At 46.0% G+C, this 24511-nt stretch carries 27 protein-coding genes; 15 read left to right on the forward strand and 12 right to left on the reverse strand.

All coding sequences use genetic code 11. The features are described from left to right. Nucleotides 1-10 precede the first annotated feature (10 nt). Entirely contained in the window at nucleotides 11-703 is a 693-nt protein-coding gene (locus BUB28_RS12135; RefSeq protein WP_072951787.1) for a Pr6Pr family membrane protein, read from the forward strand. Nucleotides 704-799: 96 nt separating this feature from the next. Here BUB28_RS12135 and BUB28_RS12140 read toward each other — a convergent pair whose 3' ends face one another. The 4 genes from BUB28_RS12140 to BUB28_RS12155 are packed head-to-tail and all read right to left on the reverse strand — an operon-like array spanning nucleotide 800 to nucleotide 3736. Then, complete coding sequence (locus tag BUB28_RS12140) at nucleotides 800-1765, reverse strand: aldo/keto reductase (protein ID WP_072951789.1); 966 nt, start codon at nucleotides 1763-1765, stop codon at nucleotides 800-802. A gap of 9 nt (nucleotides 1766-1774) precedes the next feature. Further along, on the reverse strand, nucleotides 1775-2350 hold the full coding sequence (locus BUB28_RS12145; protein ID WP_072951790.1) for a TetR/AcrR family transcriptional regulator: 576 nt from the start codon (nucleotides 2348-2350) through the stop codon (nucleotides 1775-1777). A gap of 15 nt (nucleotides 2351-2365) precedes the next feature. Further along, a complete protein-coding gene (locus tag BUB28_RS12150) occupies nucleotides 2366-3217 on the reverse strand; it encodes an aldo/keto reductase (RefSeq protein ID WP_072951792.1) in 852 nt (283 codons plus the stop codon). Nucleotides 3218-3229: 12 nt separating this feature from the next. Next, on the reverse strand, nucleotides 3230-3736 hold the full coding sequence (locus BUB28_RS12155) for a flavodoxin (RefSeq protein ID WP_072951794.1): 507 nt from the start codon (nucleotides 3734-3736) through the stop codon (nucleotides 3230-3232). 293 nt (nucleotides 3737-4029) lie between these two features. On the opposite strand from BUB28_RS12155, the gene BUB28_RS12160 reads away from it, so the two are divergent. Then, entirely contained in the window at nucleotides 4030-4218 is a 189-nt protein-coding gene (locus BUB28_RS12160; protein WP_028514276.1) for a helix-turn-helix domain-containing protein, read from the forward strand. Nucleotides 4219-4259: 41 nt separating this feature from the next. Here BUB28_RS12160 and BUB28_RS12165 read toward each other — a convergent pair whose 3' ends face one another. From BUB28_RS12165 to BUB28_RS12195, 7 genes are all read right to left on the reverse strand, one after another. Continuing rightward, complete coding sequence (locus tag BUB28_RS12165; protein ID WP_072951795.1) at nucleotides 4260-5015, reverse strand: carboxymuconolactone decarboxylase family protein; 756 nt, start codon at nucleotides 5013-5015, stop codon at nucleotides 4260-4262. An 8-nt stretch (nucleotides 5016-5023) separates the two neighbouring features. After that, complete coding sequence (locus BUB28_RS12170; RefSeq protein ID WP_031562400.1) at nucleotides 5024-5356, reverse strand: putative quinol monooxygenase; 333 nt, start codon at nucleotides 5354-5356, stop codon at nucleotides 5024-5026. Nucleotides 5357-5371: 15 nt separating this feature from the next. After that, nucleotides 5372-5854 carry a flavodoxin gene (locus tag BUB28_RS12175; RefSeq protein WP_072951797.1) on the reverse strand — a complete coding sequence of 161 codons (483 nt, stop codon included), beginning with the start codon at nucleotides 5852-5854 and terminating at the stop codon, nucleotides 5372-5374. Nucleotides 5855-5888: 34 nt separating this feature from the next. Continuing rightward, nucleotides 5889-7058 carry an iron-containing alcohol dehydrogenase gene (locus BUB28_RS12180; protein WP_072951799.1) on the reverse strand — a complete coding sequence of 390 codons (1170 nt, stop codon included), beginning with the start codon at nucleotides 7056-7058 and terminating at the stop codon, nucleotides 5889-5891. A 171-nt stretch (nucleotides 7059-7229) separates the two neighbouring features. Then, a complete protein-coding gene (locus BUB28_RS12185) occupies nucleotides 7230-7475 on the reverse strand; it encodes a hypothetical protein (protein ID WP_072951800.1) in 246 nt (81 codons plus the stop codon). Nucleotides 7476-7565: 90 nt separating this feature from the next. Continuing rightward, a complete protein-coding gene (locus BUB28_RS12190; protein ID WP_028514282.1) occupies nucleotides 7566-8453 on the reverse strand; it encodes a LysR family transcriptional regulator in 888 nt (295 codons plus the stop codon). Nucleotides 8454-8849: 396 nt separating this feature from the next. After that, nucleotides 8850-9830, reverse strand: coding sequence for a hypothetical protein (locus tag BUB28_RS12195; protein WP_072951802.1), 981 nt, complete (start codon nucleotides 9828-9830; stop codon nucleotides 8850-8852). A 217-nt stretch (nucleotides 9831-10047) separates the two neighbouring features. Here BUB28_RS12195 and BUB28_RS12200 point away from each other — a divergent pair, with 217 nt between their 5' ends. The 4 genes from BUB28_RS12200 to BUB28_RS12215 all read left to right on the forward strand — a co-directional run bounded on the left by BUB28_RS12200 (nucleotide 10048) and on the right by BUB28_RS12215 (nucleotide 15599). Further along, a complete protein-coding gene (locus BUB28_RS12200) occupies nucleotides 10048-10350 on the forward strand; it encodes a metal-sensing transcriptional repressor (protein ID WP_072951803.1) in 303 nt (100 codons plus the stop codon). A gap of 16 nt (nucleotides 10351-10366) precedes the next feature. Then, nucleotides 10367-12853, forward strand: coding sequence for a heavy metal translocating P-type ATPase (locus BUB28_RS12205; protein WP_072951805.1), 2487 nt, complete (start codon nucleotides 10367-10369; stop codon nucleotides 12851-12853). A gap of 70 nt (nucleotides 12854-12923) precedes the next feature. Then, nucleotides 12924-14345: an alanine/glycine:cation symporter family protein gene (locus tag BUB28_RS12210; protein WP_072951807.1), complete on the forward strand. Its 1422-nt coding sequence runs from the start codon at nucleotides 12924-12926 to the stop codon at nucleotides 14343-14345. Between the two features lie 543 nt (nucleotides 14346-14888). Then, nucleotides 14889-15599 (forward strand): hypothetical protein, encoded by a 711-nt coding sequence (locus tag BUB28_RS12215; RefSeq protein ID WP_072951808.1) that lies wholly within the window; start codon nucleotides 14889-14891, stop codon nucleotides 15597-15599. A gap of 78 nt (nucleotides 15600-15677) precedes the next feature. Here the strand turns inward: BUB28_RS12215 and BUB28_RS12220 are convergent, their stop codons facing one another. Then, nucleotides 15678-17069, reverse strand: a complete 1392-nt coding sequence (locus BUB28_RS12220; protein WP_072951810.1) for a GGDEF domain-containing protein — start codon at nucleotides 17067-17069, stop codon at nucleotides 15678-15680. 472 nt (nucleotides 17070-17541) lie between these two features. Here BUB28_RS12220 and BUB28_RS12225 point away from each other — a divergent pair, with 472 nt between their 5' ends. The 9 genes from BUB28_RS12225 (at nucleotide 17542) to BUB28_RS12265 (ending at nucleotide 24478) form a co-directional block, all read left to right on the forward strand. After that, the gene (locus BUB28_RS12225; RefSeq protein WP_072951811.1) at nucleotides 17542-18027 is read left to right on the forward strand and encodes a terminase small subunit; all 486 of its coding nucleotides are present in this window, start codon (nucleotides 17542-17544) and stop codon (nucleotides 18025-18027) included. After that, nucleotides 18014-19261: a PBSX family phage terminase large subunit gene (locus tag BUB28_RS12230; protein WP_072951813.1), complete on the forward strand. Its 1248-nt coding sequence runs from the start codon at nucleotides 18014-18016 to the stop codon at nucleotides 19259-19261. The genes BUB28_RS12225 and BUB28_RS12230 overlap by 14 nt, the downstream gene beginning before the upstream one ends. Before the next feature lie 31 nt (nucleotides 19262-19292). Further along, nucleotides 19293-20429, forward strand: coding sequence for a serine/threonine protein phosphatase (locus tag BUB28_RS12235; RefSeq protein ID WP_072951814.1), 1137 nt, complete (start codon nucleotides 19293-19295; stop codon nucleotides 20427-20429). Nucleotides 20430-20442: 13 nt separating this feature from the next. Continuing rightward, complete coding sequence (locus BUB28_RS12240; RefSeq protein WP_072951816.1) at nucleotides 20443-21408, forward strand: phage major capsid protein; 966 nt, start codon at nucleotides 20443-20445, stop codon at nucleotides 21406-21408. Nucleotides 21409-21538: 130 nt separating this feature from the next. Next, the gene (locus BUB28_RS12245) at nucleotides 21539-22384 is read left to right on the forward strand and encodes a hypothetical protein (protein ID WP_072951818.1); all 846 of its coding nucleotides are present in this window, start codon (nucleotides 21539-21541) and stop codon (nucleotides 22382-22384) included. Nucleotides 22385-22393: 9 nt separating this feature from the next. Beyond that, entirely contained in the window at nucleotides 22394-22762 is a 369-nt protein-coding gene (locus BUB28_RS12250; RefSeq protein ID WP_072951826.1) for a hypothetical protein, read from the forward strand. Further along, the gene (locus tag BUB28_RS12255; RefSeq protein ID WP_072951827.1) at nucleotides 22762-23172 is read left to right on the forward strand and encodes a hypothetical protein; all 411 of its coding nucleotides are present in this window, start codon (nucleotides 22762-22764) and stop codon (nucleotides 23170-23172) included. Before BUB28_RS12250 ends, BUB28_RS12255 begins: the two co-directional genes overlap by 1 nt. Continuing rightward, entirely contained in the window at nucleotides 23169-23558 is a 390-nt protein-coding gene (locus BUB28_RS12260) for a hypothetical protein (RefSeq protein WP_072951829.1), read from the forward strand. Before BUB28_RS12255 ends, BUB28_RS12260 begins: the two co-directional genes overlap by 4 nt. Further along, nucleotides 23555-24478, forward strand: coding sequence for a hypothetical protein (locus tag BUB28_RS12265; protein WP_072951831.1), 924 nt, complete (start codon nucleotides 23555-23557; stop codon nucleotides 24476-24478). Before BUB28_RS12260 ends, BUB28_RS12265 begins: the two co-directional genes overlap by 4 nt. Nucleotides 24479-24511: the final 33 nt, after the last annotated feature.

Consider the following 24511-nt stretch of genomic DNA (forward strand, 5'->3'; position numbering starts at 1 on the left):
AATTGAAACTATGAATACGTTTACGCCGAAACAAAAGGCAGTCTCATGTGTTCTGAAAATTGTAGTGATCTTTTCGGCGATACTTGGTACTTTTCTGAGTGCTTATGCAGGACGGCATTCTTTTATGGGCGGCAGCCGTGTTTTCATGTACTTCACGATACAGTCCAATATTGCCATCGCCATAATATGTGCGGCAGGTCTGAAAGGACTGTTCAGGAACAAATCCGTCAGTGACCTGTGGTGGGTAATAAAATTCGTAGGAACAGTTTCAATCACCCTTACGGGAGCAGTCTTCTGTTTTGTATTGGCTCCAACACTTGGGAATGCGGCGTGGAATCTGCAAAACATACTGACTCACGTTGTCGTTCCTGTCGCTGCGATAATTGACTTTTTTGTAGTCGGAGTCAGCAGCAATATCAAGAAGAGTAACACGTTCTGGGTGATAGTTCCGCCAATTCTGTATGCTGTCTACGCTGGCATTGGATATGTCGAAAACTGGCAGTTTGCGGAAGGTTATAATTATCCGTACTTCTTCCTCAACTGGGGAAGTTCTGCCGGAGCATTCGGCTTCACCGACGAGCTGCCGTTCATGGGCTGTGCGTGGTGGATAATTTCCCTTTTTGTAGTACTGCTGATAGTCGGATATCTGTATCTGAAAATAGTAGATATACTGAAAAGGTTTAAGAATCGGAATCCGTCTTAATAGTCTTTATGAAGAAAGATAAGATTTCTATCTGAATAAAACAACAGAGTCTTCACAGTTTCGGCTGTGAGGACTTTTTTGTCTTGTGATAATGATTTAAAAACCGCCAAGCCCTCTGTGACCGTAAACCTTGCACTTGTTCAGTTCGGTTTCAAGTGCGGTGAATTCATCATCCGTCAGCTCAACCTGTGAGGCAGTCAGATTCTCAATGATACGCTCCTTGTTCTTTGAACCCGGTATCGGAACGACATTCGGATACTTATGCAGCATCCACGCAAGAGATATTTGTGCAGGCGTTGCATTTTTCTTATTTGCAAATTCTCTCAGCATTTCCACGATCGGCATATTGCTCTCAATGTTTCGGCGTGAGAGCTGCGGCACCCAGTTACGCACATCGTCATTGCGCTCAAACTGCGTATCCGGCGTTATTTTTCCCGAAAGCAAACCGCTTGCGATAGGAGAAAACGGCACAAATCCGATGTTATGCTCCATACAGTAAGGGATAATGCTTCCCTCACTGTCGCGCTCCACCATTGAATATATATTCTGGATCGCTGTCAGCGGAGTAACATTCTGCGCACGGTCTATTACATCAACGTCCACCTGAGAAAGCCCCCAGCCACGGATCAGCCCGTCATCAATGAGCCGTCCCATAGCCTCAGCGACCTTTTCAACTGGAACTCCACCGAGCCTGTGCAGGTAGTAAATATCAACATAGTCTGTCCGCAGGCGGTAAAGCGAGCCTTCAAGGTGACGGCGCGCTTCATCATAGACCTTTCTGCCGAAACCGACAGAATGAAGCATCAGCTTTGTAGCGATGACAACATCATCACGCACATCTTCAAGCGCCTTTCCGACAATCAGCTCATTATGCCCGATTCCCGAAAGATTTGGGCTGTAGACCTCTGCCGTATCAAAAAAGGTACAGCCGTGGCGGTAAGCGTTTTGTATTGCTTCAATGCTGTATTCCTCGGACGGTATTTTACCGTAGCCGTGAGAAAAAGCCATACAGCCCATTCCAACAGCAGAAACTTCAATATCACGCAGTATTCTTGTCTTCATACGCTCGCCTCATTTGAAAAATCCCTTGACGCCGCCAAGCACGAGCTTGTTCGTCAGTTCTATGATCTCCTCGACCGACTGCTGCTTACCTTCTTCTATCCACTGCCTGTAAATTCCGAGAACAGAATTATTGACGAAGTTCATAAGCATTGTCTGCTGATATTCCGGCAGTGCGCCGTATTTCTTTGAACTGCTCCAGCCTGCGTGATTGACCTCTTTTATCATACCGCTGCGGATATAGTGATAGGACTCGCTGCCTGCGCAGGTGATCTTCTCATAGGCAAGTCCCTTTTCCTCTGAAAACAGGAAAAACTCACGGTTCACCTTGTCAAGCTCATCAGGCAGCCTGAAATTCTTGATACGCTCGATATATTCAGCAGAATACTCCGACTGAATCTCGGCAAGCAGATCATCAAGCGTGGGATAGTAAACGTAAAAGGTCTTTTTGTTTATCATCGCACGGCTGCAAAGTTCTGTTACCCTGATCTTGCCGTAGTCCATTTCACATATCATCTGCTCAAACACGCTTTTGATAGAGTCTATTGTCCTGCGCACCCTTAAATCTTCGCTGCCTGTCAGTATCATAGTAGTCCTCCCGTTTTAGTCAGCCGGATGCCATGCTCCGAGGTTTGCCTCCTGCTGTTCAAGCGTCATGTTGAAGAAACGCTTTCCACAGTCAAGTGCTCTGATCTCAGCCATTTCATCGGCGGTCAGCTCAAAGTCAAAAATATCGAAGTTCTCTTTCATATGCTGAGGATTTGTTGTTCTGGGGAATACGATAGTACCCTCCTGGATATGCCAGCGTAAAATTATCTGCATATTGGTCTTGCCATATTTCCGAGCCAGTTTCGTGAATACAGCCTCACCGATAAGCCCCTTATCGCCGTGACCGATCGGATACCAGCTTTCGATGACGGCACCGTACTTTTCGATACGCTTTTTCAATGCGTTCTGCTGATAGTAAGGGTGGCACTCCACCTGCAATACAGAGGGCTTGATATCAGCCGCTTCGCAGATCTCCTCAAGGCGTTCGCTTTCAAAGTTGCTGATACCGATAGACTTTACCTTGTCTGCCTTAACAGCCTTCTCCATGTCCTTCCAGGCACCGAGATAATCGCCGAACTGCTGATGCAGCAGGAGAAGGTCGATATAGTCGGTACCGAGCCTGTCAAGCATCTTGTCGATAGCTGCAGCAGTCTTGCCCTCACCGTATTCGTGGGGCCAGAGCTTTGTGGTTATCCACACTTCCTCACGGGGAACACCGCTGTCCTTTACAGCCTTGCCGACGCTTCTCTCGTTCTGATAAGCGTGAGCCGTGTCGATGTGGCGGACGCCCATTTTCAGTGCATCAAGCACTGCATTGTAAGTAGCTTCTCCCTCCGGAATCTGATAAACGCCAAGTCCGAACTGCGGGATTTTCGTACCGTCATTCAAAGTGATGTAAGCCTGCATAATTATACCTCCTCAGATAAGTTTGTTGTTTTTAAGCCACTTTTCAATAATGGACTTTGCACCTTTTACGCCACTGCCCGTGAGAGAAAGTCCCTCGCCGACATTTGCGTATTTCTTTATGTCCGAAACGCTCTTGCCAAGTCCGCTGCCCTCGTTGGTGCAGAGCGGATAGATCGTCTTGCCGTTCAGATCAGCGTTATCGAGAAACGTGAACACCGCCATCGGCATCGTTCCCCAGTAGTTGGGATAAGCGAGAATGATCGTATCATAGCCGGAAACATCGGGAATCTCTTTCAGCTCGGGGCGAGCTTTTTCTCTCAGATGAGCCTTTGCTTCTTCGATACAGGTCATATAGTCAGCGGAGTAAGGCTGCACCATTTCGAGCTTGAAGCTGTCATAGCCTGTCAGCTCGGTGATGTGCTGTACTGCGATCTCAGTGTTGCCAACCTCCACATACTTCATCGAACCTCCGAAATAGTTTTCATCTGCTCTTGAAAAATAAATAACGATAGCGTTCATATTAGTTCCTCCTTTGCGATTTAGGTAACTCCTGTTCCTTATGTGCTTATTGTAGCATATTTATTCTGATAATTCAACGGGCAGTTTCATTTAAACGGTTACATATGTAACGGTTAGCGTGAAAAGGTTACTTATCTATTTGAGAAATTAAAGCATGCTGTTTTCTGATATTCACGTCAATGTGTTTATCTGAGTATAACAATGAGTCCTCACAGCAAAAACTGATATAATCCCCTTAGAGTAGACACGCAAAATATCAAAAATCGTGTTCTAAATAAAGGGGGGGTATTTTTATGACAAGAAAAGTTAAGCTTTCAGATGAAGAAAGAATAGCTGCAGTGCAAGAATATTTAGATGGAAAAGGTAGCTTTCGCTCTTTAGCAATGAAATATGGCGTTAGCTATACTTGTATTAAGGAATGGGTTGAAAGAGCAAAAGCACAAGGAATGCTTAAATTGATGCTTCGTTTTTGTTTTCTATAAATTAATAAGAGTAAGGCAGCCATCGGCTGCCTTCACATATACTATTTCAGTTTATTGTAATCCTGTTCGGAAACTGTCTCGCACCATTCCGTACTGCAATCCTCGCCCTGAATCTCAACCGCAAGATGTGCAAACCAACTGTCCTTAGCCGCACCATGCCAGTGCTTGACCTCGGCAGGGATATTCACAATATCGCCCGGATTTAATTCTCTCGCTTCCTTGCCATACTCTTGATACCAGCCACGACCGCCGACACAGATCAGCATCTGACCGCCGCCGCTTTTTGCGTGGTGGATATGCCAATTATTGCGGCAGGCAGGCTCAAAGGTCACGTTGTAGATCGGTATTTGTTCCGTGGAAACAGGCGCAAGATAGCTTTGTCCCACAAAGTAATCGCCATAGGGATTAGGCTCGCCTATGGGGAACATGATCTCGTTCTGGAACTTGTTCTTATCGGAAACGACAGGAGCGTTATCCGCATAGACTTCCTTTGCGATGTTGAACACCGCCCAGGCGTGCGGCCAGCCAGCATAAAAAGCAGTGTGAGTAATGACTGCTGCCATTTCTCTCTGCGATACGCCGTGATTCTTAGCGTTCTGGATATGATAGCGGATAGAATTATCCGTCACGCCCTGAGACATGAGGGCTACCACTGTGATAATAGACCGCGTCTTCAGGTCAATATCGGTATTGTTCCAATTCTCACCAAACAGGATATCATCGTTGAAATGTGCAAAGTCGGGAGCGAACTCACCGAGAGCCTCTCTTCCTGCTGTCTGTACTATCTTTTCAGTCATTGTGACACCTACTTCCTTATGAATTCCTCGTCCTTGTCAGGTATGCCGCCCTCATCACTGACATATCGCTCCACCGTCATGTGAAGATCGTATTTGTCCCGAAGCTCTGTTATCTTCTGCATCATGGGCGATGCGTGGTGACGGTCGATAGCCGCCTGATCTGTCCATTCATCTATCAGCAGAACAGTTTCCGGATCATCAAATGAAAGATAATATTCATACCGCAGATTGCCGTTCTCATTTCTGATCACATCAACTGTTCCGCTTGAAGTCATCTCCTCTGCAAAGGCTCTCGCAGAGCCGCTTTTGCCAGTGTATCTGAGATTCACGATAATACTCATTGTATGCTCCTTTTATCAGATACCAAACGAATTGACCCATTCTTTCAGTTCGCTTACAGAAGCATTTGCGCTGAAACGCTTGCCGTCCTTGATAACAGTACTGTCAGAAACACTGGGATGAAGCTCCTTATCAGAATTGCCCATACCGCTTCCGCCGGATGTTGCAAATAAAATGATCGTCTTGCCAGAAAAATCATAGGCTTCAAGGAATGTGTTGATAATAGTAGGCGCAACATACCACCATATCGGGAAACCAACGAAGATAGTATCGTAGTCAGCGATATTTGCATCTGTATCAGCGATAGCAGGACGGAATGTCTTGTCGTTCATCTCGACAGAGCTTCTGCTGTTCTTGTCTTGCCAGTTGAGATCAGCGTTTGTGTATGGTGTTTCAGGACGTATTTCATAAATGTCTGCCGCTGCTGCTTCTGCAAGTTTTTTTGCCAGTTTAGCGGTCACGCCGCTTGCAGAGAAATATGCTACTAATTTTTTACTCATAGTGATTACCTCCGTTTTATAGAATTATCGTTTATTAACCCATACTTGCTTTCAGTATCTGAATCACTTCATCATGGTCAAGAACCTTATATCCGCCGTTGAGAATGAATGTAGCATCTGCAATGCCTTCGATCATATCTTCTGTTGCACCTAGTTCTTTCAGATTCATCACAAGTCCGATTTCCTTCATCCAGCTTTCCATTGCATAAAGGCCCTCATTTGCAAGTTGTTCATCTGTCTTGCCTTCTCGGATTATGTCCCATACTTCTGTTGCAAAACGTGCGAATTTCTTCATACCGTAAGGCATGATATATCTGTAATACGGCAAAGATACCGCAGCCAAAGTCATACCGTGCGTAGCGTCTGTATAAGCACCAACTGCCTGACCGAGCATATGTACCATCCAGTCCTCGGACTTGCCTTTGCCGACAAGCGTATTCAGCGCCCATGTAGCTGTCCACATAATGTTGGAACGTGCTTCATAATTCTGCGGATTCTCCACAGCGATACGACTTGCGTGTATAAGACCTCTCATCAGTCCCTCGCTGATATAGTCGGAGGTGTTGTCGTCCTCTCCTGAGAAATACTGCTCGCAAATGTGATTGAAAATATCATAAATGCCTGCGACCATCTGATATTTCGGAAGTGTCATGGTGTATTTAGGATTGAGAATAGAAAACTTCGGCATTACATCATCACCGAACACATGACCTATCTTCTGCTTGGTGTGGCGGTTTGTTATTACAGAACCACCATTCATCTCTGAGCCTGTACCTGTCATAGTCAGTACACAACCTACAGGAATGATGTCACAGTCGGGCTCTTCAAAGCGTATAAAGTATTTCTCCCACGGATCGTCATTGCAGTTGACGGAAACGGATACAGCCTTTGAATAGTCGCATACAGAACCACCACCGACAGCAAGGATAAAGTCTGTCTTGTTCTCACGGGCAATAGCTACGCCCTCGTTCAGCTTGTCGGAAGTCGGGTTCGGCATAACGCCCGATACCTCTGCAACATTCTTGCCGCACTCCTTGAGGATAGCGATTATCTCGTCATACAGACCGTTCTTCTTGATAGAACCGCCGCCGTAAACGAACAGGACATTCTGTCCGTAGTTTTTCATCTCATCTTTGAGATAATTGAGAGATTCTTCTCCGAAATAGAGCTTTGTGGGATTGTGATAACTGAAATTTCCTAACATGATGAATACCTCCGTTTTATGTTTTATTTATTCAAATTAAGTGTATCGTACCACTCTTTTACTTCATCTTCTGACGCTCCCGCAGGAAAACGTCTGCCTTCAAGCTGAGTTCCGATAGTTACAAGTTCCGAGATGTTTTTCTCACTTGTACTGATATAGAAATCAGCTTATTCATAAAGCACCTCCGTGTTCTATGTTCCATATGAGGTTATCGAGCTTATCAAGCACAGCCTGTTCCTTGTGTATCGTATCGAGCAGAGCTTTCCGTGTTTTACGCATGATACGAACCTTTTCGGCACAGCAACAGTTGTTCTCACAGCGTTTGAGGAATGACTCAACCTCTTCATCTGTCATACCTGAGCTTTTCAGTAAGTCGGCAAGCTCCTTATTGGTTATTTCGGGTATTGTCACCTTCATTCGATCACCTCCGCAAAAAACAAAAGAGTACAGGTTTATGTCCTGTACTCAGTATAACATATATTTCTCAATATGTAAAATGCTTATATTTCATACTTTGGTATGCTCGGAATGTATACTTTTGATGTATTCAAGGAATTTGCCTGCCGCACCTGCATATGGGCTCAGCTTCTTCCAAGCAAGTACCGATGTCATGAAAAGTTCTGGTTTCAGCGGACGGAATGCAAAACGTGCAGGATCAAACATATCCACTGCTCCCTCAACTGCCAGAACACAGGCAATGCCACGTTCCGCAAGCGGTGCTACATTGTCGATCAGATTAAAGGTTGCTACAATATCAAGCTCAGAAACCGGATATTTAAGCCATTCTTCTATCTCTCCGCGCAGAGCATTACGACTCGTCACCACAAGAGGAAGTTCTCTGAGTTGTTGCCGTGTGATAGCCTTCTCGGACGAAAGTCGATGATTCGCAGGAAGAAGAACGCCCCATACTTCCTTAGTCGGAAGACGCAAATAATCGAACTTCTCTATATCTATCGGCTCCAACAGGAACCCGAAGTCAAGCAGACCGTGTTCAAGCCTTTCCTTAATAAGGTCGGCTGTTCCTGTAATTATCTCAAAACTCACAAGCGGATAGCGTTCACGGAAATGCTCTATCAGTTCAGGAAGAACGCTTGCTGCCTTTAGTCCGCCGCTACCTACGGAGATAACTCCGCTGATTTCCTCCTGTTCACGGAACTCACTGTCTATCTTGTTCATCAGCGACACAACTTCCTCTGCACGTCTGCGGAGCATAACGCCCGAATCGGTCAGCGTGAGTCGCTTGCCTCTGATGAATAACGTTGTGTGAAGCTCGTCCTCAAGCTCCTTCATCTGACGGCTGAGTGTTGGTTGTGTCACATGAAGTACCTCGGCAGCTCTTGATATGTTCTCCTCACGGACTACCGTCAGGAAATATTCCAGTAATCGCAGTTCCATTGGTTCGCCCCCTTGTAAGCGGTATATAGGCTAATTATACCATACAACAAGCAAAAGGTCAATCGAATCATCCTTCAATTGCTTATTAATATTGAATCCGCATCGAAAGGCTTTTCGCTGTAAGCAATTATGACCGCAGCAAGTAGAGGACTTTTTCTATATCGAGTTTATGGTGATATATAGCCATTTTTTGATTTGAATGTTAATGCGCCCTATCCACAGTACAGGCTGCAATCGCTGACAAGAAGTAAATCAGGTATACCAATTAAAACGTTTTAAACGTTATATGTTCATACGGATAAAAGAAGTCCTCACAGTTTCGGCTGTGAGGACTTTTTGTTGACTAACCCTGCAAACTCTGATATAATAAATAAAAATGATACAAAAAGACCGCAGTTAATTCTGCGGTCTTAATTTTTTCTTTACTTTAAAGGCTATGCTGCGTTCCTTTGAAAGAACAAAGGCTGCGGCAATGAATATCATTGTGCCTGCTGCTATCTCGAACGGAAATCTCATCAGTGCTCCTTCGGGTATGATGAACGGCAGTGTCGCTACCGCTCCGCATGGCGGAAAATAGAGCTTCATTCTGCACACGGCAATGAGTATCACTGTACATGATACAGTAGCCGATACAGCAAGAGGAAGTCCCAGCCTTTCTGTGAGAAGGAACCGCGAGAGGACTCCGCTGACCGCGGCAAGGACTATAAGTGAAGCCGCCTGCGTTGAACGTCCCAGCAGCTTGCTGTGCGGTTTTGACATCTCAAAAAACGCTACGATAAGCGGAGGAGCTATGAAGAATATCTCCTTTGTCAGCACAGGTATCATGCATACGATACTTGCCGTCGCTGTTTGGCGTATGCGCAGTGCGATCAGCTGTTTATCGGGCTTTACGGGCGTAAATACATTTTTCTCGCGCAAGCCCAGCTTCTCAAGTAACAGCTGTGCAAGAAGTATCAGCGAGGTCATCACAACTACCGAGCCTATGTAGATAGGGCATTTTGTTTCCAGAAGCACAGGCAGTACACAGGCTGATATAGCAGGCAGGAACTCTGTTTTTGATGCGGTAACACAAGCTACTGCACACGCTATTGCAAGCGGCACCTTAACTACAGGCGGAAGCGGTACAAATACCAGACCTACGCCAATTACCGCAGCGGCAGTTATTGTCAGCAGAAGTCTCAGCCTTGATGCATTCCATGACTGTTTCGGAGCTGTCAGTGCTCCTATCGCAACAGCCGTTATCTCAGGGAAAATTATCTCCTTATCGTGTAAAATCTCCGATGCAGCCACCATGCCTGCTGCCAGCAAGAGCGTAAGCACTGCATGGAGCATTTTTCCTATCTTATTCACCTTTGTCACCTTTTCTGATATTATCACAAGTAATATTATACTTCTTTTCCGCCCCAAATACAATTGTATTATTCTATAAAAAAGCCGCAGTTATAGTTTCAATTTATAGCTTCTTTGATTATAGTATCAATAAAACTGCTTATTAAGAACATAATAATTTTTGAAAAGCTCTTGACAAATACCCTACAGGGGTATATAATATAGTAGACGAGATACCCTACAGGGGTATTTGAGGAGGGCTGATATGGATAAACATAATTGCTGCTGTGAACGTAAGAAAAAGCGAAGCGAAGAAGAATTCAAGTCGCTTATGAACAGACTTAAAAGGATAGAGGGACAGGTCCGCGGAGTCGAAAAGATGCTCGAAAACGATGCTTACTGCCCCGACATATTAACACAGGTATCGGCTATAAACAGCGCACTGAACAGCTTCAACAAGGAGCTTCTCGCTTCTCATATGAAAAGCTGTGTCGTAAACGATATCCGTGCAGGAAAAGACGAAGTCATAGACGAGCTTGTAGCTACATTGCAGAAGATAATGAAATAACAGGAAAGGAGCTTCAATGGAGCAATATAATGTGACAGGAATGAGCTGTGCAGCTTGCAGTGCAAGAGTTGAAAAAGCAGTATCAGCCGTTCCGGGAGTCAAAAGCTGTGCGGTCAGCCTTCTCACGAATTCCATGGGAGTTGAGGGTACTGCATCTGAAAAGGACATAATCCGAGCAGTTGAAAATGCAGGCTACGGCGCTTCAAAAAAGGGCGCAGAAGCAAAAGCATCGGTATCCGACGAAGATATGCTGAAAGATACCGAAACACCCAAGCTGAGGAAACGTCTGATAAAGTCTGCAATAGTTCTGTTAGTTCTGATGTATTTCTCAATGGGACATATGATGTGGGGATTCCCTGCACCTGCGGCATTTGATAATCACGTATTTCTCGGCGTATTTGAAATGCTTCTTGCTATCATCATTATGATGATAAACGGGAAATTCTTCACTAACGGCTTCAGGTCGCTTTTCAGCGGACACCCTAATATGGATACCCTTGTTGCATTGGGTTCAAGTGCTTCATTCGGCTATTCGCTGGCAGAGCTGTTCATAATGATACTTGCACAGGGCAACGGCGAGCATGAGACTGTTATGAAATACGGAATGAACCTGTATTTCGAGTCCGCAGCCATGATACCCACCCTTATCACGGTAGGAAAAATGCTTGAATCCATGTCAAAAGGACGCACTACCGACGCTCTGAAAGGGCTTATCAAGCTTGCTCCGAAAACAGCTGTCCTGTATCGGGACGGCGAAGAGCATGAAGTCGGTATCGAAGAAGTCAGAGAGGGCGATATTTTCGCAGTAAAGCCCGGCGGAAGCATACCTGTTGACGGAGTTGTGGTATACGGTTCATCTTCCGTGGACGAATCCGCTCTCACAGGTGAAAGCATACCCGTTGACAAGGAAGTGGGCTCTGCTGTTTCGGCAGCAACTATAAACAGGGCAGGCTATATCCGCTGCCGTGCTACAAGAGTCGGAGAGGATACCACGCTCTCACAGATAATCAAGACCGTATCGGACGCAGCAGCTACAAAAGCTCCTATCGCACGAATAGCCGATAAGGTATCGGGGATATTTGTGCCTGCTGTTATGGCGATAGCATTGCTGACGCTTATAGGCTGGCTGATAGCAGGCAAGGAGTTCAGCTTTGCCATTGCAAGAGCTATATCCGTACTTGTTATAAGCTGTCCCTGCGCCCTCGGACTTGCTACTCCCGTGGCTATAATGGTTGGCAGCGGTGTGGGAGCTAAAAACGGCGTACTGTATAAAACAGCCGCTTCTCTTGAAGCTGTGGGCAGAGCAAATATAGTCGCACTTGACAAGACAGGAACTATAACCGAGGGCAAGCCCGATGTTACGGATATACTTCCTTTCGGTATCACAGAAAACGAGCTGCTGACATACGCTTCTGCTATCGAAGCAAAAAGCGAACACCCTCTTGCAAAAGCCATAACAGAAAGAACTTCGGGTATGACTATTCCCGAGGCAACAGATTTCAAGGCACTTGCAGGAAACGGCATTTCAGCTGTGCTTGACGGCGAAATGCTTGAAGGCGGCAGCTATAAGTATATCTCTCAGAATTATGATATCCCCTCGGACTATACCGCAAAAGTGACCGCGCTTTCCGATGAGGGCAAAACACCTCTGCTGTTTGCAAAGAACGGCAGCTTTATCGGCATCATAGCTGTTGCGGACACAATAAAAAGCGACTCGGCAGCCGCCGTAAAAGAGCTCAAGGGTATGGGCATAAACGTATTCATGCTCACGGGCGACAATGAACGCACAGCAGGCGCGATAGGCAGACAGGCAGGCGTTGACAACGTTATCGCGGGAGTTCTTCCCGACGGAAAGTCTAAGAAGATATCAGAGCTGAAAAAGCAGGGCAAGGTCATCATGGTCGGTGACGGTATAAACGACGCTCCTGCACTGACTACTGCTGACACAGGCATTGCAATAGGCGCAGGTGCAGATGTAGCTGTAGACGCTGCCGATATAGTTGTTATGAAGAACAGGCTGACTGATGTTTCCGCTGCGATACGTCTGGGCCGCGCAACCATAAGAAATATACACGAGAATTTGTTCTGGGCATTTATTTACAACGCTGTGTGCATACCCCTTGCAATAGGTCTGTACGGTGTAGAAATGAAGCCTGCATACGGTGCGGCAGCTATGGCAATGTCCAGCTTCTGCGTGTGCATGAACGCTCTCAGGCTGAACTTAGTCAAGATACATGATGCAAGTCATGATAAGAAAATAAAAACCAAAATGATAAAAACGGAGGAAAAAGCTATGACAAAGACATTAAAGATCGAAGGTATGATGTGCGAGCACTGTGAGGCAAGAGTTAAGAAAACTCTTGAAGCTATCGACGGTATCGAAAGTGCTGTTCCCGACCACAATGCAAATACCGCTGTTATCACACTCAGCAAGGACGTACCTGCTGACGTTATCAAAGCAGCTGTTGAAGCTCAGGATTACACTTTTGTCGGTATAGAGTGAACTATAAAAGCCTTGCTCTGTGAAATATAAGAACAAGGCTTTATTTACGGACATTACAGGAGATTTGTCGATGGAGAAGATAAATAATATAATAAGTCAGATAGACAGCTATGTATGGGGACTTCCGCTTATAATCCTCATTATGGCGTGCGGTATCCTGCTTACGGTAAGACTGAGGTTCCTTCAGATACACAAGCTTGGAAAAGCCTTGAAGTACATGGTGAAAAACGAGGAAGAAGGAAGCGGCGAGGTTTCCAGCTTTGCAGCACTGTGTACTGCTCTGTCGGCAACAGTGGGAACGGGTAATATAGTCGGAGTCGCCACTGCCATTGCCGCAGGCGGAGCAGGTGCGCTATTCTGGATGGAGCTTGCTGCATTTCTTGGCATGGCTACAAAATTCGCCGAGGGACTACTGGCTGTAAAGTACCGTGTCAAGGACGAAAACGGAAATATCCTCGGTGGTCCTTTCTATTATATCGAAAACGGACTCGGCAGAAACTGGAAATGGCTCGGCAAAATGTTTGCGCTGTTCGGACTTCTTGCAGGCATCATGGGCATCGGTACTATAACGCAGATAAACGGCATAACCTCAGCTGCAAATAATTTCTTTGACCCTCAGAAAAGCCATACTGTTTCTGTATTTGGCATGGAATATACATGGGCAACAGTTATTGCAGGTGCTCTCATAACATTGCTTACCGCACTTATCGTTATCGGCGGCATCAAGCGTATCGCTACAGTTTCCGAAGTGGTAGTACCTGTTATGATAGTAGCTTATGCAGGCTGCTGCCTGACTATTATTTTCTGTCATATCACGGAGATCCCCTCCGCTGTCGCATCAATAATCAAGGGTGCTTTCAGCCTTAAAGCCGCTGCCGGCGGTGCGGCAGGCACTGTAATGATGAACGCTATGAAAAGCGGTGTGGCAAGAGGTATTTTCTCAAACGAAGCAGGTCTCGGCTCTGCTCCTATCGCAGCAGCTGCCGCAAAGACCAACGAGCCCGTCCGTCAGGGCCTCGTAACAATGACAGGTACTTTTATCGACACTATCATAGTCTGTACAATGACGGGACTTGCTATAATAATGTCAGGCAGCCATAATACCTCCGAGCTTAAAGGCGTAATGATAACTATGGACGCTTTTGACTATGGTCTGCCGTTCAGTGAGAGAGTGTCCTCCTTTATACTTATGTCCTGTCTGGCAGTATTCGCATTCACGACTATTCTTGGCTGGAATTACTATTCCGAAAGATGTCTTTCCTATCTTACAGGCGCAAACAAAAGGATAACCAATATATACCGCTGGATATACATTGCCGCCGTATTCATAGGACCGTATCTTGCAGTCGAAGCCGTATGGAACATTGCTGATATATTCAACGGACTCATGGCTATCCCAAATGTTATCGCCATAATCCTTCTCTCGGGAGTAGTTACGGCTGAGACAAAGGATTATCTGACAAGGCTAAAAGCAGGAAAAGTCAAAGAATAATATGAAGTCCAAAAACCAGCCCGCCATCACTGAAAAAAGCTCCTCACAGCTTAACCTCGATACCCATATAGCAGTTTTGTAGTATTTATTGAGAGAACCCCTTTTGAAAAAGGGGCTTCTCTCAAACTCTCTCCCGAAAACTTTCAGTTTTATTTTTTCTCAGATAGGGCACACCCTGCATTACTTGCGGGGCTTTTTTATTTTCAGTGTGCCCTATCTGAGAAAAAATCAGCTAAAAAAGTCTTTGGAAAGGGGTTCGGGGTTACTCCCCACAGTGTGGGGAGATGCCCGAAGGGCAGAGGGGCGCGCCTCCGTCAGAGGAAGCCTTTCTTCAGAAAGGTTTCCCCCGATAAATAGTATAAGCTTCTATATGAGTACCACGGTTAGGCTGTGAGGGGCTTTTTGCAGCAAATTTCACAAAAAAGAAAAAAATCCAATATTTCTGTTACATTTTGGCTTTCTGAAACGAATATATAAGTGAAAGCACTTAAACGGCAGCCTTACAAAAGTACTTATAAAAATAAAAACAAAGGAGACAACAAAATGAAAAAGTCACTTTTCCTGACCGTACTGACAACTGTATCATTAGGACTTATCGGCTGCAAGGCTGTTAATACCGCAAATACCTCTGCAATGAGCAACATCATAACAGATATACCTGCCTCGGCAGCATCAGAAAAAGCTGAGGGAGCTGTTATGCCTGTGAACAATACCTTCTCCCCCGAAGCAACTGAAACCGCCGGCTGGAAAGGTGCGTACAAAAAAGTCCTCGCTGATTTCGCAAATTCGGAAAGCTTCACAGACCATTCCACATGGGACTTGCAGGACATAGACAATGATGGTACTCCCGAGCTTCTCATATCCGAGGCTCAGCAGCACGTTACGGGTGTTATATTCTACTATTACGACAACGAAAAAGCCATGCCCATTCTTAACAGCGACAGGCAGATACTTCGCTACGGAGCTTACGGCAGCTTGCTGATCTGTCCTGAAGAGGGGCTTTTCGGAATTGCAGACATCAATCAGGGCAATAACTATACCGTTATGCACAAGTATAAAGATCACAGCCTCTCATTCGTTCAGAGAACCTGTGAGAACTCAGGTGCAGTAGGAAAAGAAAACGCTTCCTACAAAGTCAACGATGACACTGTCAGCGAAGAAGAATATGACAGTGCAGTAAACGAATTCGAGTCAAAGAACTGGAAGAACGTCGGCAATCAGTACAGCTTCGACGATCTTTCGGCATTGAAATAATAAATGTTATCAATCTCCTTAAAGATACATAAAATGACAAATCCCCGCAGCAGCAGGCTGCGGGGATTTGTTTTTATTTCATCTGTATTTTCTCTCTGGGTGGCGTTCGTAGTATTCGTTCTTGTCGACGTACATTCTCTCATCGGCAAGGCGCATTGCATTGCGTATATCCTCGCCTTCGTTGACAATACACGTACCTACTGCGAAATGCACATTTTCCGTTGTTGCAGCCTGTTCGGCAAGCTGCTTAACTCTCGCTTCAAGCTCCTTTTCACCGAGACCGTCAGCTATGAGCATGAATTCATCTCCGCCTGCACGGTAAACCTCTCCGTCATGGAAAACACCGCGAAGTATAGCCGCCGCACTTTTCAGCATCTTGTCGCCTGCACTGTGACCGTTCTCATCGTTCACGCGTTTTAGTCCGTTCAGGTCTGCAAATATAACGGAATAAGGGTAATTCATTTTCTTCTTTCCCGCCACTATATCATCGACCACATTATTCATGGTATTACGGTTCTTAACTCCCGTAAGCATATCGATTGAACTGAGTATCTCAAGCTTTAGCATAAGCTGATAGTTAGATATTTCGGAAGCAAGGAAGAATGTAGTAAGCTCCAGCGTCTCCTTTATTTTTACTGTGTTGTCAACATTGAAATTGCCGACCCACATATATCCGAGAGTTTCACCGTTATACCTGAGCGGGAAAAATACGAGACTTTTCACATCTTCACGTATAAGCGATTCTGCCCACAAAGGATTGACCGATTTCAGCCATTCCATATCATGCTGATCCTTCAATATTATACAGGTACTGTCGCCAAGTGTGTCGTCCCATGTCTGAGTTATTTCGAAGAATTTATCATCTATCAGTTTCTCCATAGGCGGCAGATTGCAGTCGGGTCTGAGTGCTTCACAGAATACATTGCAGCTGTGCTCGGCTTTGTCAACAAGCAGTATACAACAATGTACCGAGCCGCATATCTGTCGTATATCCTCCATGACCTCATTGAAGGTATTATGTATATTGTTTGAACCGCGAAGCTTGATACAGGTCTTTATGACCGCCGATGAAGTATCTGCGGACAGACTTGACCTCTGTTCAAGATCAACATTCGGCGTTACATCATACATATATACACAGTATCCGATATTTTCCTTATCGGATTCAAGGGGCAGCAGGAACATATTCAGCCACAGTCCCATTTGCGGAAGGCTTACATAAGAATGAAGGGGCTGTCCCAGAAAGGCGCTTCTGTAGCAGAAGTCCTCGAAATTCTTATTTTGCGGAAGATACTGCTCATATGGTGAATCGGGTACGAACGGGCGGTGCATAACATTCATCATATCATCGCAATGAGCCTTGTTTCCTGCAACGATACGTATATTTCCGTAGCTCCCGTCGGGAAATTTTTCAACTGACATCACGCAGGTTTTGGTTTTATATCCACTAAGCAATCTCTCAAAATCCATAATATACGCTCCTTCTTTTATAAAAATCGGGTCTTGTTTTAAAGCAAGTCGTATAACATTTTTACAAGCTGTTATATACCGTTCTCCATATTTGTTTATATTATATATTATACCACCTTATATGTTAACAGTCAATTGACTATATCCATAAAAATCTTTTCCAAATTGTTAATAATGAGCAGAAGAACGGAACAACAGCCGAAAGTCTGAGGATCAAAAGTTGATTTTTCCATTCAAGCAAAACAGCCACATACATCACGCTGAAAATAAAATGAAGGGACGACCTAATCCCGATACGCACACAGGAGTTTTCTTTGTTGTTTTTGCACTATAATCGCCTGTTGAAATTATGCAGGTATACAAAGTGAAAAATTATTTTTTCAATAATCAATGGTTTTGCATTGTTTTTTGCCCTTTTTTTGCCCCCTTATGAACGGTGGTTTTGTTCAGGACTGAAAGGAGGTCATATCATTTGAACAAAAACACTAAAGCAAAACTTAACATATTCTGCTGTAACTATGTTACGCTGGGCAGCGCAGAGGAAGCCGCGCTCAAAGCAGGCTTCCCCCGTGAAAACGCCCTGACCGCAGGTATCGAGCTTCTCAAAACAAAGGAATGTCAGGATACTATCGCAGAAATAAGAGATATCCTCTCTGACGGCGGCAGCATTACCGCAGGTCTGAAAAGGCTTGCTTTCGGGAGCTGCACCGACGCTGTATATCTTGTGTTCGCTGACGAGCTCCCTCCTGCGGAAACTGTAGGGAGACTTGACCTGTTCAATGTTTCCGAAATAAAACGAGTAAAAGGAGGCGGCGTGGAAGTAAAATTCTTCGACAGAATGAAGGCGCTTGAAAAGCTTTTCGAGCTTGAAAATGCCTATACCGACCGCAGCAGGGCGGCAAGCCTTATAAGTGCCATGACCGCCGACGAGGAGTGTGAGAGCTTTGAAGATAACTAAATTCTCACTCAAACAAAGAGTCGCAATGAAGTGGTGGAGCTCTCATCGCTTCAGCGGATACGACGCAATAATATGCGACGGAGCAGTACGAAGCGGCAAGACTCTTTCTATGTCGCTGGGCTTCATCATCTGGGCAAGTCAGCGCTTTGACGGCGGAGCCTTTGCCATGTGCGGAAAGACCATAACCTCTCTCCGCAGAAACGTAATAACTCCCATGCTTACTCTGCTCAGAGAAAACAGCTTTGCTATCGACGAAAGGGTAAGCAAAAACTACCTCGATATCACCTTCAACGGTCATACCAACAGAATATACCTTTTCGGCGGCAAGGACGAAAGCTCCGCCGCACTCATACAGGGTATGACTCTGTCGGGAGTATTCTTCGACGAGGTAGCTCTGATGCCCCGTTCCTTCGTTGAACAGGCTCTTGCAAGATGCTCTGTAAAAGACTCGAAAATGTGGTTCAACTGCAATCCCGACACCCCTTCCCACTGGTTCTACAAAGAGTGGATATTGAAGCGCAAGGAAAAGAACGCCCTGTATCTTCACTTCACAATGGAGGACAATCCTTCACTTTCACAGTGGGTAAGGAAACGCTATGAGCGCCTGTATTCGGGCACATTCTACGACCGCTTCATACTTGGAAAATGGACAGCCTCACAGGGCATCGTCTACCCGATGTTCAGCGAAAATGACCACGTTTTCAGCGGCGATGTGGACTGCGAAAGATACGTCATATCCTGCGATTACGGCACCGTAAATCCCTCATCCTTCGGGCTTTGGGGACTCCGTGACGGCATATGGTACAGGCTGAAGGAATACTATTACGACTCAAAGCGCGAGGGGATCTCCCGAACCGATGAGGAGCACTACACAGCTCTCGAAGAGCTTGCAGGCTCACGAAATATCGAAAAGGTCATAGTTGACCCATCTGCCGCAAGCTTTATAGAATGTATCCGCAGACATGGACGTTTCCTTGCAGTCAAAGCCGATAACGACGTTATTTCGGGCATAAGACAGGTAAGCACCGCTCTTAAACAGGGCAGGCTGAAATTCCACTGCTCATGCAGGGATATCCTCAGGGAGTTCACACTGTACAGCTGGAACGAAAAGGCAGGTGCAGACGCTCCCATAAAGGAAAACGACCATGCTATGGACGATATGCGCTATTTTGTGGCGGATATCGTAAATTCACGGGACAGCGGCGACCTTATCGCACTGTCCGTAAACCGCTGAACCACCGTTCAAAAAAGTAAAAGGAGGAATTATGAAGTTTTTTCAGAAGAAGAAATCTTCGGGATCCACCCCTGAGCTTATAGGCACACAACGTTCATGCTGTGAGAAATTTGCTCTTCCTGCAACTGTCCAGCCCTTTGAAAAGGAGCTGTACGACAGGCTGCGCTGCGCCGTACCTATCATAGATGCGGCTATTATGAAAATGATAAGACTTACGGGCGGCTTCCATGTGATTTGCAGCGATGAGAGCTGCCAGCAGGAGCTTGACAGTTTCCTTGCCAATGTCCCCGTAGGTCTTACGGGACGCTCAATAGGCTGCTTCGCGGATAATTTTCTCGACAGTCTCCTCACCTACGGAAGTGCCGCAGGCGAGATAGTCCCCGACAGCGAGGAACGCCGCATTGCAGGACTGTGGAACGGAGATGTTTCACGCATACGCATAACCGCAGGAGCTGACCCGTTCAGCAGAAGCTATAATATCGTAGCTCCCGACGGCAGTTCCCATAAAATAGCCCACCCAGAGCGCATACTCTATGCTGCACTTACAGGAGGCAACTCCCTGCTCAGAGGACTCCCGTCACTCAGCGGTATCCTTATGAGGATATACGAATGTATCGGTCAGAATTTCGACCGTGCAGGAAATGTCCGCTATGCCGTGACCTATAAGCCAACGGGGCAGGCTGGAGATGTAATGTTTTCCCGTGAACGCGCTCAGCAGATAGCCCGTGAGTGGGCTGACGGAATGAACTCGGCAAAATACGGTCAGGTAAAAGACTTTGTAGCTGTAGGAGATGTAGATATAAAGGTCATAGGCGCTGAAAATCAGCTCTTTGATACAAATGTCCCTGTGAGACAGATACTCGAACAGCTCATTGCAAAGCTCTCTATACCGCCGTTTCTGCTGGGGCTCTCATGGAGCTCTACGGAGAGAATGTCCTCACAGCAGGCAGATATACTCACCTCAGAGCTTGAATACTACCGCAGACTGCTGACACCAGTCATATGCGACGTGGGCAATTCATTCCTTGCTTCCATTGGTTCGGAGGCATCCTGCTCGGTGGAGTGGGACAACATCAATTTACAGGACGAAACAGCTCTTGCAGAAGCAAGGCTGAAAAACGCACAGGCGAGAGAAATTGAACTCCGCCTTGAAAATAATGAAAATTAACGGAGGTAAATCTATGTATAACGATATCAAACTTGAAAAGGGCCTTTACAATCTCAGCGGAAAGTCATTCACAGCTGCTCTTGAGGAGCTTGACCCCTCCTCGGCTTACGCAGGCACTCCCCTCGAAAAGCTGGACGCTTTCGAGAGACAGCTCAAGCGCTTCAATATCAGGATAAACGGTCAGGACTGCGACTGCGTTGAGAAGTTCTTCTCAACTACGGAAACAGCCGTGCTCTTCCCCGAATTCGTTACACGCTGCATCAGAAAGGGCTTCGATGAGACTGTTCTCCGCTCCGTATGCGCTGCTAAGACTGTATGTTCAAGCGGTCAGTATCTTGGCTGCGTACTCGATGACTCCGAGACATACACAACTACAGAGCAGGCTACACTTCTCCCCGAGGCTACAGTTACCGAAAGCACTACTGCTACCCTGCTTGAAAAGTTCGGCAGACTCATCAGCGCTTCCTACGAGGCTATCCGTCAGCAGAGACTTGATGTTTTCGGCGTAATGCTCAGAAGCGTAGGCGCAAGACTTGCAGTATCCGTTGTAAAAAAGGCTGTTGCCGTACTCGAAGCAGATACGACTCCTATCACTACATCATCTCTTACCTACGATGACCTTGCCGCACTCTACGGCGAATTCGACTGCTTCGATATGACTACAGTCATCACCTCACCTGCCGTAGCTTCAAAGATAGCTGCTATGGATCAGCTCAAGGAGTGCTCCGCAAACGCCGACGGCAAGCTCATTCTCCCATTCGGCTCAGAGCTTGTGAAGACCTCGGCTGCCGATAATGATACTATCATCGGTATCGACCGTAATTTCGCACTTGAATTCATCACAAGCACAGACCTTATCATGGAGACAGACAAGCTCATCGACCGTCAGCTCGACCAGATGACAGTATCTATCACCTGCGGCTTCAGAAAGATAACTCCCGACGCTGTTAAGGTTCTGACTATCACTTCTAACGAGTGATCTTATTGACCTGCGTAACCAACGGGCGGCGTTCCGCCGCCCCTACGCTGTATCATTTATACATAATGCGGAGTTGTTTAATTAGGAATGCGGAATTTCTAATTACGAATTCCGCATTATGCATTGACCAATGAAAGGAGCTATTATGGACAAGTCTATTCTCGATAAGATAAACAAATTCACACGCAGGACGCTCTCCGAGAACGAAGTATACGTTTTCTCGGTCATACTCTGCGATAACGATATCGACCGCGACTGTGAACGCTTCTCAGAAAAGGCACTCGATACCCTCAGAGAAAAATTCATAGGCAAAACAGGCATCTTCGACCACGATACGTCTACCGCCAACCAGAATGCCCGTATCTTCGATACGGAGCTTATCACCGACGACTCGCGGCTCACACAGTACGGCAAGCCCTACGTTTATCTGAAGGCTATGGCTTATATGGTGAGAACTGACGAAAACAAGAACCTCATCGCCGAAATTGACGGCGGCATCAAAAAGGAGGTAAGCATTTCCTGCTCAGCAGCCAGAAGGATATGCTCGGTCTGCGGAAACGATAAAAACATAAACACCTGCAATCATGTAAAGGGCAAGATATACGGCGGAAAGCTTTGCCACAATGTCCTTGACGATATCACCGACGCTTACGAATGGAGCTTCGTTGCTGTGCCTGCGCAGGTAAATGCAGGTGTAACCAAAAAGTACAGCGACGATACTGCTGTAAAGTCACAGGCAAGGGATATACAGCTCTGCGATGACGAGCTCCGCCGCGATATCCGCAGATTTGCCTATTTTGCAGGCGGAAGGGCTGCGGCTGATATCGCTTCTATTTCGGCAGCAAATATGAATACACAGCAGCTTATCGCACTCCGCAAATCCTTTGAGGCGCAGTGCGGAAAAGCTAAAACAGAGGTGCAGCTTGAATACAGTGCGAAGTCGGAGGACACCGCAGAAAGCTTCACCATGAAATAAGGAGGAACTATGGATATACAGAAGGTAACAGAGATATTCGAGCTGATGACAGGTGAAAGCAACAGCACCGAATACATGAAAATAATATACCTTTCCATGCGAGAAATAGATGATCTGCTCAGACCAAACGCTGATATAAGCGACCTGAGACTCTGCTTCCTCTGCGCTGCACTTGCCTTTTACAGACTACAGCAGATACTTGCTGCAAGAGAAAGAGCAGAGGTCACATACGCAGGCAAGGTATTGAAGGAGTCGCAAAATACCGCCTACGAGTACGCAAAGCAGCTCCTGAGAGACTATTTGCAGATGTGCAAAAGTCTCCTCACAGCCGATACCTTTGTTTTCGCAGGCTTTTCAAGCGGAGAGGAGGTGCTGTGATGCTGCGTGATATTATAAACGACGTTATCTCAAAGCTGAGAGCCTGCGGTATTGACGCTGTGTACAGCGCCTTTGATGCAGCAGATATCTCAAAAAAGGAGAAGGAGCTTTTCACCGTTGTGGGCATAGGCGGTTTTGAATCGTCCACACCTATTTACTCGCCCTCATACATTTATATACCATTCAGAGCGGATATCGAAATAAGGATAACAGCTTCAAAGAACAGCTCCGCAGATGATATCTTCCTTTTCTATGACGAAAATATCGAGCCTGTAATTGCGGATATGTCGGGACTTACCTGCTCTCTTTCAAAAATGAGCATAAAGTTCGACTCCAATATACAGCGCCTTGTACTTACTGTGGTGCTCTCCGCAAGAGGCATCACAAAGACCGAAAGGAGCACTCCATGAGCACAACAGAGCTTACAAAGCATGAGGCTGTACCTGTCAGCATATCCAATATCGTTATATACTGCGACAGCTTCAAAGCTTCTGCTGCAAGGATCATAAACGAGGAGTCAACAGCAGACGGCGGAAGTGTTTTCACAAATAACGCCAGCCGCAGTACAAAGCTTACATTTTCGGGAAGGGTATATTCGGAAAATGCCGCAGACTTTGTGTACAGCTTCAATGCCCTCGCTAAAAGCTCCGCCGCATTCAATGTGGAGTATATGGGGCTTTGCTTCAATAGCTGCCGTATGCTCGCTTATACCCTCGACAATAAGAAAAGCGACTGGGCAGACGTAACGGTAACGCTTACGACCAAAGACAATATCACAAGGAGCAATGCAATATGACAGCAGTTCTGAGTATAAAAAACAGAGACGGTACTCTCCTTTCCGAGGAAGATATCCTCTCATTCAATTTCATAAAGGATATCTACACACCCTATACTTCGCTTTCCGCAAAAGTCCGCACTTCTCGCACAAACTTCGACAATGCCGCAGAGGTGATGCTTGCTATCGACAACTCTCTCATACACCACGGTCTTATCGACGATCTTAAAATCGAAAAAACAGGTGGAGAATACTTCCTCAGCGTTACGTCAAGAGGCTTCACATCTCTGCTTTGCCAGAACCAGATAGAGCCGGGACTTAAAATGAATATCTCCTTCAATATGCTTATGGATAATTTCTATACCCTGCCCTATGTTACTCACGAAAATAATTCCGACGACAGCAGCTATATCTATGTCAGACCAAATACCTCAATGTGGGACGCAGCTTCAAATCTTGCCTACAAGCTTCTCGGAACTTACCCATACATAAGAGGTACAAATACAGTTATGATAAGTCCGTTCCCTGCTCCCGAGGTGTTCGACTTTACAGATGCAGAGCTTATATCTCACGGTACAGAACTTGCCTGCCGACACATCGCCAGTGACTACCATATGGCTGATATCAACGGAAACTACGGTACATTTGACCTTACCGACCCTGACGCAGCCGCACTTAAAATAGTCCGCCACAAGTACTTCGACCTTGATATGCGCTTTCTCTATGCTCCTCAGCAGGCTCTTTACTTCCGCGATAAATTCGACTTCCGCGGTCAGAAAATGCTGTTCTGCTCCTACAGCGGCTTCTGCGGCGAGGACCTTTACGACCTTGTGAGCTTCACAGGTGTGACCGCAGAGCGTATAGGCTCAATAAAAATACGAGGCAGCAGCAAAGGCATATTTACGGAGACAGGTGTTTACAGAGATAAATTTCCGCACTGAGAACTTTATTTTTCCACGGCGCATATGATATAG

It is taken from the genome of Ruminococcus flavefaciens (genome assembly GCF_900143025.1).
Classification (GTDB): Bacteria; Bacillota; Clostridia; order Oscillospirales; family Ruminococcaceae; genus Ruminococcus; species Ruminococcus flavefaciens_I.

Excerpts from the sequence above, each read along its gene's own strand:
- BUB28_RS12135 (WP_072951787.1), top strand. The coding sequence starts at position 11 with ATGAATACGTTTACGCCGAAACAAAAGGCAGTCTCATGTGTTCTGAAA.
- BUB28_RS12140 (WP_072951789.1), bottom strand. The coding sequence starts at position 1,765 with ATGAAGACAAGAATACTGCGTGATATTGAAGTTTCTGCTGTTGGAATG.
- BUB28_RS12145 (WP_072951790.1), bottom strand. The coding sequence starts at position 2,350 with ATGATACTGACAGGCAGCGAAGATTTAAGGGTGCGCAGGACAATAGAC.
- BUB28_RS12150 (WP_072951792.1), bottom strand. The coding sequence starts at position 3,217 with ATGCAGGCTTACATCACTTTGAATGACGGTACGAAAATCCCGCAGTTC.
- BUB28_RS12155 (WP_072951794.1), bottom strand. The coding sequence starts at position 3,736 with ATGAACGCTATCGTTATTTATTTTTCAAGAGCAGATGAAAACTATTTC.
- BUB28_RS12160 (WP_028514276.1), top strand. The coding sequence starts at position 4,030 with ATGACAAGAAAAGTTAAGCTTTCAGATGAAGAAAGAATAGCTGCAGTG.
- BUB28_RS12165 (WP_072951795.1), bottom strand. The coding sequence starts at position 5,015 with ATGACTGAAAAGATAGTACAGACAGCAGGAAGAGAGGCTCTCGGTGAG.
- BUB28_RS12170 (WP_031562400.1), bottom strand. The coding sequence starts at position 5,356 with ATGAGTATTATCGTGAATCTCAGATACACTGGCAAAAGCGGCTCTGCG.
- BUB28_RS12175 (WP_072951797.1), bottom strand. The coding sequence starts at position 5,854 with ATGAGTAAAAAATTAGTAGCATATTTCTCTGCAAGCGGCGTGACCGCT.
- BUB28_RS12180 (WP_072951799.1), bottom strand. The coding sequence starts at position 7,058 with ATGTTAGGAAATTTCAGTTATCACAATCCCACAAAGCTCTATTTCGGA.
- BUB28_RS12185 (WP_072951800.1), bottom strand. The coding sequence starts at position 7,475 with ATGAAGGTGACAATACCCGAAATAACCAATAAGGAGCTTGCCGACTTA.
- BUB28_RS12190 (WP_028514282.1), bottom strand. The coding sequence starts at position 8,453 with ATGGAACTGCGATTACTGGAATATTTCCTGACGGTAGTCCGTGAGGAG.
- BUB28_RS12200 (WP_072951803.1), top strand. The coding sequence starts at position 10,048 with ATGGATAAACATAATTGCTGCTGTGAACGTAAGAAAAAGCGAAGCGAA.
- BUB28_RS12205 (WP_072951805.1), top strand. The coding sequence starts at position 10,367 with ATGGAGCAATATAATGTGACAGGAATGAGCTGTGCAGCTTGCAGTGCA.
- BUB28_RS12210 (WP_072951807.1), top strand. The coding sequence starts at position 12,924 with ATGGAGAAGATAAATAATATAATAAGTCAGATAGACAGCTATGTATGG.
- BUB28_RS12215 (WP_072951808.1), top strand. The coding sequence starts at position 14,889 with ATGAAAAAGTCACTTTTCCTGACCGTACTGACAACTGTATCATTAGGA.
- BUB28_RS12220 (WP_072951810.1), bottom strand. The coding sequence starts at position 17,069 with ATGGATTTTGAGAGATTGCTTAGTGGATATAAAACCAAAACCTGCGTG.
- BUB28_RS12235 (WP_072951814.1), top strand. The coding sequence starts at position 19,293 with ATGAAGTTTTTTCAGAAGAAGAAATCTTCGGGATCCACCCCTGAGCTT.
- BUB28_RS12240 (WP_072951816.1), top strand. The coding sequence starts at position 20,443 with ATGTATAACGATATCAAACTTGAAAAGGGCCTTTACAATCTCAGCGGA.
- BUB28_RS12245 (WP_072951818.1), top strand. The coding sequence starts at position 21,539 with ATGAAAGGAGCTATTATGGACAAGTCTATTCTCGATAAGATAAACAAA.
- BUB28_RS12250 (WP_072951826.1), top strand. The coding sequence starts at position 22,394 with ATGGATATACAGAAGGTAACAGAGATATTCGAGCTGATGACAGGTGAA.
- BUB28_RS12255 (WP_072951827.1), top strand. The coding sequence starts at position 22,762 with ATGCTGCGTGATATTATAAACGACGTTATCTCAAAGCTGAGAGCCTGC.
- BUB28_RS12260 (WP_072951829.1), top strand. The coding sequence starts at position 23,169 with ATGAGCACAACAGAGCTTACAAAGCATGAGGCTGTACCTGTCAGCATA.
- BUB28_RS12265 (WP_072951831.1), top strand. The coding sequence starts at position 23,555 with ATGACAGCAGTTCTGAGTATAAAAAACAGAGACGGTACTCTCCTTTCC.